General features: G+C 69.7%; 7 protein-coding genes and 1 tRNA gene. 5 read left to right on the top strand and 3 right to left on the bottom strand.

The genetic code is table 11. The annotated features are described in order from the left end of the window. The first annotated feature begins 10 nt into the window (after positions 1-10). Complete coding sequence (locus CUR96_RS18405; RefSeq protein WP_348639592.1) at positions 11-703, top strand: NADPH-dependent F420 reductase; 693 nt, start codon at positions 11-13, stop codon at positions 701-703. 135 nt (positions 704-838) lie between these two features. Then, on the top strand, positions 839-1,522 hold the full coding sequence (locus CUR96_RS18410) for a GntR family transcriptional regulator (protein WP_102194773.1): 684 nt from the start codon (positions 839-841) through the stop codon (positions 1,520-1,522). A 56-nt stretch (positions 1,523-1,578) separates the two neighbouring features. On the opposite strand, the gene CUR96_RS18415 is transcribed toward CUR96_RS18410, so the two are convergent. Continuing rightward, entirely contained in the window at positions 1,579-2,412 is an 834-nt protein-coding gene (locus CUR96_RS18415) for an SDR family NAD(P)-dependent oxidoreductase (protein ID WP_102194774.1), read from the bottom strand. 130 nt (positions 2,413-2,542) lie between these two features. Between CUR96_RS18415 and CUR96_RS18420 the strand changes: the two genes are divergently transcribed. After that, entirely contained in the window at positions 2,543-3,124 is a 582-nt protein-coding gene (locus CUR96_RS18420; RefSeq protein ID WP_102194802.1) for an asparagine synthase, read from the top strand. A 64-nt stretch (positions 3,125-3,188) separates the two neighbouring features. After that, positions 3,189-3,261, top strand: a tRNA-Arg gene (locus tag CUR96_RS18425). A 58-nt stretch (positions 3,262-3,319) separates the two neighbouring features. On the opposite strand, the gene CUR96_RS18430 is transcribed toward CUR96_RS18425, so the two are convergent. Next, positions 3,320-4,252 carry a LysR family transcriptional regulator gene (locus CUR96_RS18430; protein ID WP_102194775.1) on the bottom strand — a complete coding sequence of 311 codons (933 nt, stop codon included), beginning with the start codon at positions 4,250-4,252 and terminating at the stop codon, positions 3,320-3,322. A 71-nt stretch (positions 4,253-4,323) separates the two neighbouring features. On the opposite strand from CUR96_RS18430, the gene CUR96_RS18435 reads away from it, so the two are divergent. Beyond that, positions 4,324-6,054, top strand: a complete 1,731-nt coding sequence (locus CUR96_RS18435; RefSeq protein ID WP_102194776.1) for an L-aspartate oxidase — start codon at positions 4,324-4,326, stop codon at positions 6,052-6,054. Between the two features lie 27 nt (positions 6,055-6,081). Here the strand turns inward: CUR96_RS18435 and CUR96_RS18440 are convergent. Then, on the bottom strand, positions 6,082-6,631 hold a 550-nt coding region (locus CUR96_RS18440), incomplete at its 5' end, for a sigma factor-like helix-turn-helix DNA-binding protein (protein ID WP_281255080.1).

Here is a 6,631-nt window from a genome sequence, read left to right on the forward strand (position 1 = left end):
CGCTCCCGACATGCGGCGTCATCCACGGGAATACCGTGATGCCGCCGGCGTTGGGCCGGACATGACAACTCTTGGAATCATCGGCGCAGGACACATCGGAGCACAGGTCGCACGCGTGGCCGTCGCCTCCGGATACGACGTGGTCATCGCGAACTCGCGCGGTCCGGAGACCCTCGGCGACCTCGTCGCGGAACTCGGCCCGAAGGCGAGGGCTGCGACCGCGGCGGAGGCGGGAGCGGTGGGCGACGTGGTCGTCGTGACCGTGCCGCTGCACGCGATCGATCAGGTCCCGGTCGAGCCGCTGGCGGGCAAGATCGTGCTCGACACGAACAACTACTACTTCGAGCGCGACGGCCGCATCGACGCTCTGGACAAGGGCGAGACCACCACGTCGGAGCTGGTCCAGCGGCATCTGCCCACCTCGAAGGTGGCCAAGGCGTTCAACCACATCTACGCATCGGACATCGCGACGACGGGCGCCCCGGCAGGGGAGCCGAACCGCCGTGCTCTGGCCACGGCGAGCGACCATGACGACGCGGCGGCGTTCGTCGAGCGCTTCTACGACGAGATCGGCTTCGACACCGTGAACGTCGGTCCGCTGAGTGAATCGTGGCGCGTGGAGCGCGATCGTCCTGCCTACGTCGTCCGTCAGAACGCCGAGGAGCTGACGAGGAATCTGGCGCTCGCGAATCGCCTGCCCTGACGCGTTCGGGCGCCCGGCACAGGGGCGGGATGCTGCGGCATCTCGCCCCTTCGGCGTCGAGGGATGCGCGCGACGCGGAATGCCCGAGAATGTCGAACTGCTCGAAGAACCCCGAAAGGATGGGAGAATCCAGACATGACGAGGCTGGGGGCGGTCGGCGAACTGGAGTCTGCGCGTGTGGCGCGGATCCTGCGGGATGACATCGTGCAGGGTCGGCGGCTGCCGGGGGAAAAGCTCATCGAGCGCGACATCGCCGCCGAACTCGACGTCTCACGCCTGCCCGTCCGGGAGGCGATCCGCGCGCTGGTCGCGGAGGGGATCGTCCTCGTGAAACCGCGCAGTTGGGCGGTGGTGCGCGAGTTCACTCTGCGTGATCTGCGTGATCTCAGCGAGATCCGCGAGGCGGTCGAGACGCTGATCTTCGTCTTCGCGACCGAACGGCACGACGAGGCCGGGATCGAACGCCTGCGGGCGACGCTCGAGCGGGAGGAGACCGCTGCCCGCGAGGACGACGTGGATGCCGCTCGAACGGCGGCCACGCAGTTCCACCAGGTCGCCACTGAACTCGCCGGCAACGAGATGATCGACGAGCTCATCCGCGCCTTCGTCACGCGTCTGCGCTGGCTGTTCGGTCAGCACGACGACCTGCTGAGGATGGCGGCCGAACATCGGTCGATCTTCGACGCCATGGCCGCGCGGGATGCTGATGCCGTGCGGCGGCTCGTCCGGCGGCACCTCCTGGAGGGGCAGGAAGCCGCCGAGCACCGTCTGCGCACGAGTCCCGCGACGCTCGCCGGCCCGGCGGCTCCGCTGCCCTGACCGGACCCGGCGTGACCGCACCGGCCGGGATCGCGAGCGCCGGCTGATCCGTCCGTTCAGGGAGTGGTCGTATCGGTCGCCGCGCGCAACGGGCGCCGCATCGCCGCCCAGTACATGGTCGGGGCGAGTCGCACGAGCAGATCGATGAGACGCGCCTCGCGGCCGATCATCGTCCGCACGCGGCGCCGCCTCGTCGCGCGTACGATCAGGGCCGCGGCATCCGCGGGTTCCGTGTGATACATCGCGGCCTGAGCCGCCGCCGCCCGCGCGGCGATGGCCGGATCGATCGCCGCGGCGTAGCGGCCGTGCAGGATGATCCCGGTGCGCACCCCTGCCGGGTAGACGGCGCCGACCGAGACCGAGGTGCCTTCGAGTTCGTGCCGCAGCGCTTCGGAGAAGCCGCGGACGGCGAACTTGCTCATCGCGTACGGGATGCGGCCGGCAGGAGCAGCGAGGGCGTAGACGCTGGCGAGGTGCGTGATGTGCGCCGCCGGTGCCGCGCGCAGCAGGGGAAGCAGCGCCTTCGTGATCGAGACCGTTCCCCACAGGTTCACATCGACCAGCCAGCGCATCTCCTCCATCGTGAGCTGGTCGAGGGTGCCGAGCATCGACGACCCTGCGCAGGTGATCAGCGCGTTCACCTGCCCGTGCACGGCGGCGATCTCGGCGGCCACTGCGAACACCGCCCGGTCGTCACGCAGGTCGACGACGTGCGTCGTCACGGTCGTTCCCGTCAGCTCGGCGGCGACCGCGGTCAGCGCATCGGCGTTGTGGTCGATCAGCGCGAGATGCGCGCCCTCCGCGGCGAGCAGGCGCGCGACGGCGGCTCCCATACCGCTCGCTGCGCCGGTGACGACCGTGGTGCTGCCGGCGAATTCGAGCGGCTGCATCCGTCCTCCTCAGGCGCGATCCCGAGGACGTCGCCCGCGCATCGGCGTGGGCGACCGGACCCCGATCGGATCCATTCTGGCCGACGCTCCGCGCAAGCGATACCGGTACGCTCGTGGAGAGGAGGTTGCGGTGGGACGAACAGCGGATGCCATCGCTGAAGGTGTCGCGATCGCGACCGCTGCCGCGCGCCTCGTGGTGAAGAACCACATCCTCGTCGGCACGATCGCCGAGGGCGGCGTCTTCGACATCGACGAGTACATCGCCGACGCCCGCGAAGCGCTGCGTGCGATGGCGGAGGAGTCGGAGCAGGCGGAGAAGATGCTGACCGAGCTGCGCAAGCGCGCCCGCGGTCGGCACTCCGATTCTTCGGGTACGCACGACTACCGTGATCGCGACGTGCGCAATCTGAAGCGTCGAGCGAAGCAGTCCCACGGCGTCGCGACCAAGCTCCGCGAGACGATGGAGAACCCCGAGGCGCTCCGCGTCATCGTGGAGGAGGCGCGCGAGGGAGCCTGGGCCGACGTGCGTCACAACCTCGATCGGCGCCTGCGCGTCGAGGGGATGCGGCCCGATCAGGACCCCGACTACGACACGATGCGGGAGGCGCGGATGCAGGCGCTCCGGCTCGTCGACCTGCAGGCGTTGTCATCGCAGCAGCGCGCCCGCCGCAAGCTCAAGAAGAAGCAGAAGGCGGCCGAGCAGGAGGCCTGACCCCCGTTTCGCAATCGTGGCGCGACTGTTGTAGGCTTATCGTCGGCCCGCTGAGCGGGCAGGAGCGCCCGTAGCTCAATGGATAGAGCATCTGACTACGGATCAGAAGGTTAGGGGTTCGAGTCCCTTCGGGCGCACATCAGCTGAGAATCCCCGTCACGGAAGTGGCGGGGATTTCTTCGTCTCCGGTCGACGTCAGTCGACCAGGCTCGTCGTCGCCGGATCGCGACGCGCGACCTCTGCGGCAGTCGCCACGATGACGCGTCGCATCGCCGCGCCCGCGGTGGTCGGCGTGACGTCGCTGCGATGGGCGAGGATGATCGTCCGTGTCATCCGCGGGTCCGACAGCCGCACGGAACGCAGCTCCGGGCGGTCCAGCAGCACCATCGCGGGGACGACCGCGACGCCCAGACCGCGCTCGACGAAGCGGAGCACCGCGTCCATCTCCGCACCTTCCAGAACCGGCGTCGGCGCGAGGCCGGCCGCGCGGAACGCGGCGTCCGTCGTCGCGCGCAAGTCGTAGCTCTCGTCGAAGGCGATCAACGGCAGTTCGGCGAGTTGTTCCAGCGTGATCGTCGATTCCGACGAGAACGGCGATCGCGCGGCGGACGAGACGACGACCAGCTCCTCCGACAGCAGCGGCATCCGGGTCAGGCTCACTCCGGCGACGGGCGGGTCGTCGGATGCTGTGATGAGCGCCATGTCGACGGCCCCGACGGTGAGCTGCTCGACGAGCGACCGGGAGCCGGCCTCGGCGAGGTGCAGCTCGATGCCCGGATGCGTCTCGTGGAAGGCGCTCACGGCCTCCGGGACGAGGCTGATGCAGAGCGTGGGCGTGGCGCCGAGGCGCACACGCCCACGACGCAGGCCTCGGAGTTCGCCCATCTCCTCGCGGATCGAGTCGGCCTCCGCGAGCATCCGCTGCGCGCGCGGCATCAGCACCTCGCCGGCCGCAGTGAGCGAGATGTGCCCGCGCGCGCGATGGAAGAGCTCCGCGCCGAGTTCACGTTCGAGCGTCGAGATCTGACGGCTCAGCGACGGCTGGGCGAGGTGCAGGTGCTCGGAGGCGCGCGTGAAATGCCCGAGTCGTGCGACCTCCACGAATCCGCGCAGTTGCTCCAGGTTCATGTGTGAAGGGTATCGAATCAAGCAGAAGTATGCATTGGAGTTATCGGGCGCTCGTTCCTAGCGTGGAAGACATGAGCACTCGCGAACGACAGATCTCCACCACCGTCCTCGTCATCGGAACGGGCGGCTCCGGCCTGCGCGCGGCGATCGAGGTCGCCGAGCGGGGCGTCGATGTGCTCGCGGTCGGGAAACGCCCACGACAGGATGCGCACACCGCGCTCGCCGCCGGCGGCATCAACGCCGCGCTCGGCACCATGGACGAGGGCGACAGCTGGCAGCAGCACGCGGCCGACACGATCAAGGAGAGCTACCTCCTCGCCAACCCGCACACCGTCGAGATCGTCGCGCAGGGGGCCGAGCGCGGCATCCGCGACCTGGAGCGCTACGGCATGGACTTCGCTCGCGAAGACGACGGACGCATCTCGCAGCGCTTCTTCGGCGCGCACACGTTCCGCCGCACCGCGTTCGCCGGCGACTACACCGGACTCGAGATCCAGCGTTCGCTGGTGCGCCGGGCCGAACAGCTGCACGTGCCGATCCTCGACCACGTGTACATCACGCGCCTGCTGGTTCGCGACAACGTCGTCTTCGGCGCCTACGGCTTCGATCAGAGCGACGGCACCCGCTACCTGATCCACGCGGATTCCGTGATCCTCGCGGCCGGTGGCCACAACCGCATCTGGCGCCGCACCTCCTCTCGCCGCGACGAGAACACCGGCGACTCGTTCCGCCTCGCCGTCGACGCGGGGGCGCGGCTGCGCGACCCGGAGCTGGTGCAGTTCCATCCGTCCGGGATCATCGAGCCCGAGAACGCGGCGGGGACCCTGATCTCCGAGGCCGCGCGCGGGGAGGGCGGCATCCTGCGCAACGCGCTCGGCGAGCGTTTCATGGAGAAGTACGACCCTGAGCGGATGGAGCTGTCGACCCGCGACCGCGTCGCGCTCGCCGCGTACACCGAGATCGCCGAGGGGCGGGGCACGGAGAACGGCGGCGTCTGGCTCGACGTCTCGCACCTGCCGCGCGAGACGATCATGTCGAGGCTGCCGCGCGTCTATCAGACGATGCTCGAACTGCAGATGCTCGACATCACCACCGATCCGATCGAGATCGCGCCGACCGCGCACTACTCGATGGGCGGGGTGTGGGTGCGCCCGGAGGACCACCAGACCGATGTCGAGGGCCTGTACGCGATTGGCGAGGCGTCGAGCGGACTGCACGGGGCGAATCGCCTGGGCGGCAACTCGCTCATCGAGCTGCTCGTGTACGGACGGATCGTGGGCCAGGCGGCGGTCGAGTTCGCGGCGGACCGGGATGCACAGCAGCGGTCTTCCGCCGCCGTCGACGTCGCCCGCGCCGAGATCTCCGGCCTGCTCGCCGCGGACGGCCGCGAGAACGTCCGTGCGCTGCAGCGGGCGATCCGCAACACCATGACGTCGTACGCCGGGGTGGTGCGTTCGGAAGAGGGGCTGCTGGCAGGCCTCGCCGAGCTGGATGCGATCGAGGTGCGGATGGCCGACATCGGCATCCATCCCGATATCGCCGGTTTCCAGGACCTTGCGCACGCCTTCGACCTGAAGGCCTCGGCGCTCGCCGCCCGTGCCACTCTCGAGGCCGCTCTCGAGCGGCGGGAGACCCGCGGATGCCACAACCGCAGCGACTATCCCGAGACGGATCCCGCGCTGCAGGTGAACCTCGTGTGGTCGCCGCGCGATGGCGTGACCCGCGAGCCGATCCCGCCGGTGCCGGCGGAGATCGCCGAGCTCATGCGCGACGTCGACACCGCGGGCAAGCTCGTCGAGTAGTGGCTGTCCTCCTCGGCCGGCGCTGCGTCAGCGGATCAGGCGGGTCTCCATGGCCACGATGCGGTCTCCCTCCGAGGTGAACAGGAGGAGGGATTCGGGGACGCCGTCGGAGATCGCGACCACGGCGAATCCGGTCGCGAGTTCGACGATCTCGAAGTCGAAGCCCGCCGCGTAGCGGTGGTAGGCGGCGGCGCTCGAGGCCACGCTCTCCGCGCCGCGGACGATGCGGATGCCGTCAGCGCCCTGATCGACGCGGAACTCCACATCGGGGTGCAGCACCGCCAGCAGCCCGGCGAAGTCTCCGGTGCGCGCGGCCGCGAGGAACGCATCCACGACGGCTCGCCGTTGTTCGCGGGTCGCCGCCTGCTGGGGGTCGCCGGGGGCAGCCCCGCGCACGCGGTCCCGTGCCCGGCTGGCGAGCTTGCGCGCGGCGGGCGTCGTCCGGTCCACGATCGGCGCGACCTCGTCGAACGACAGGCCGAACACGTCATGCAGCACGTAGGCGAGGCGCTCATCGGGTGTCAGCTGCTCGAGCACCAGCATCAGGGCGTAGCCGACCCGGTCGGCGCTCTCCGCG

This window comes from Microbacterium aurantiacum, assembly GCF_002872075.1.
GTDB classification, from domain to species: Bacteria; Actinomycetota; Actinomycetes; order Actinomycetales; family Microbacteriaceae; genus Microbacterium; species Microbacterium aurantiacum_A.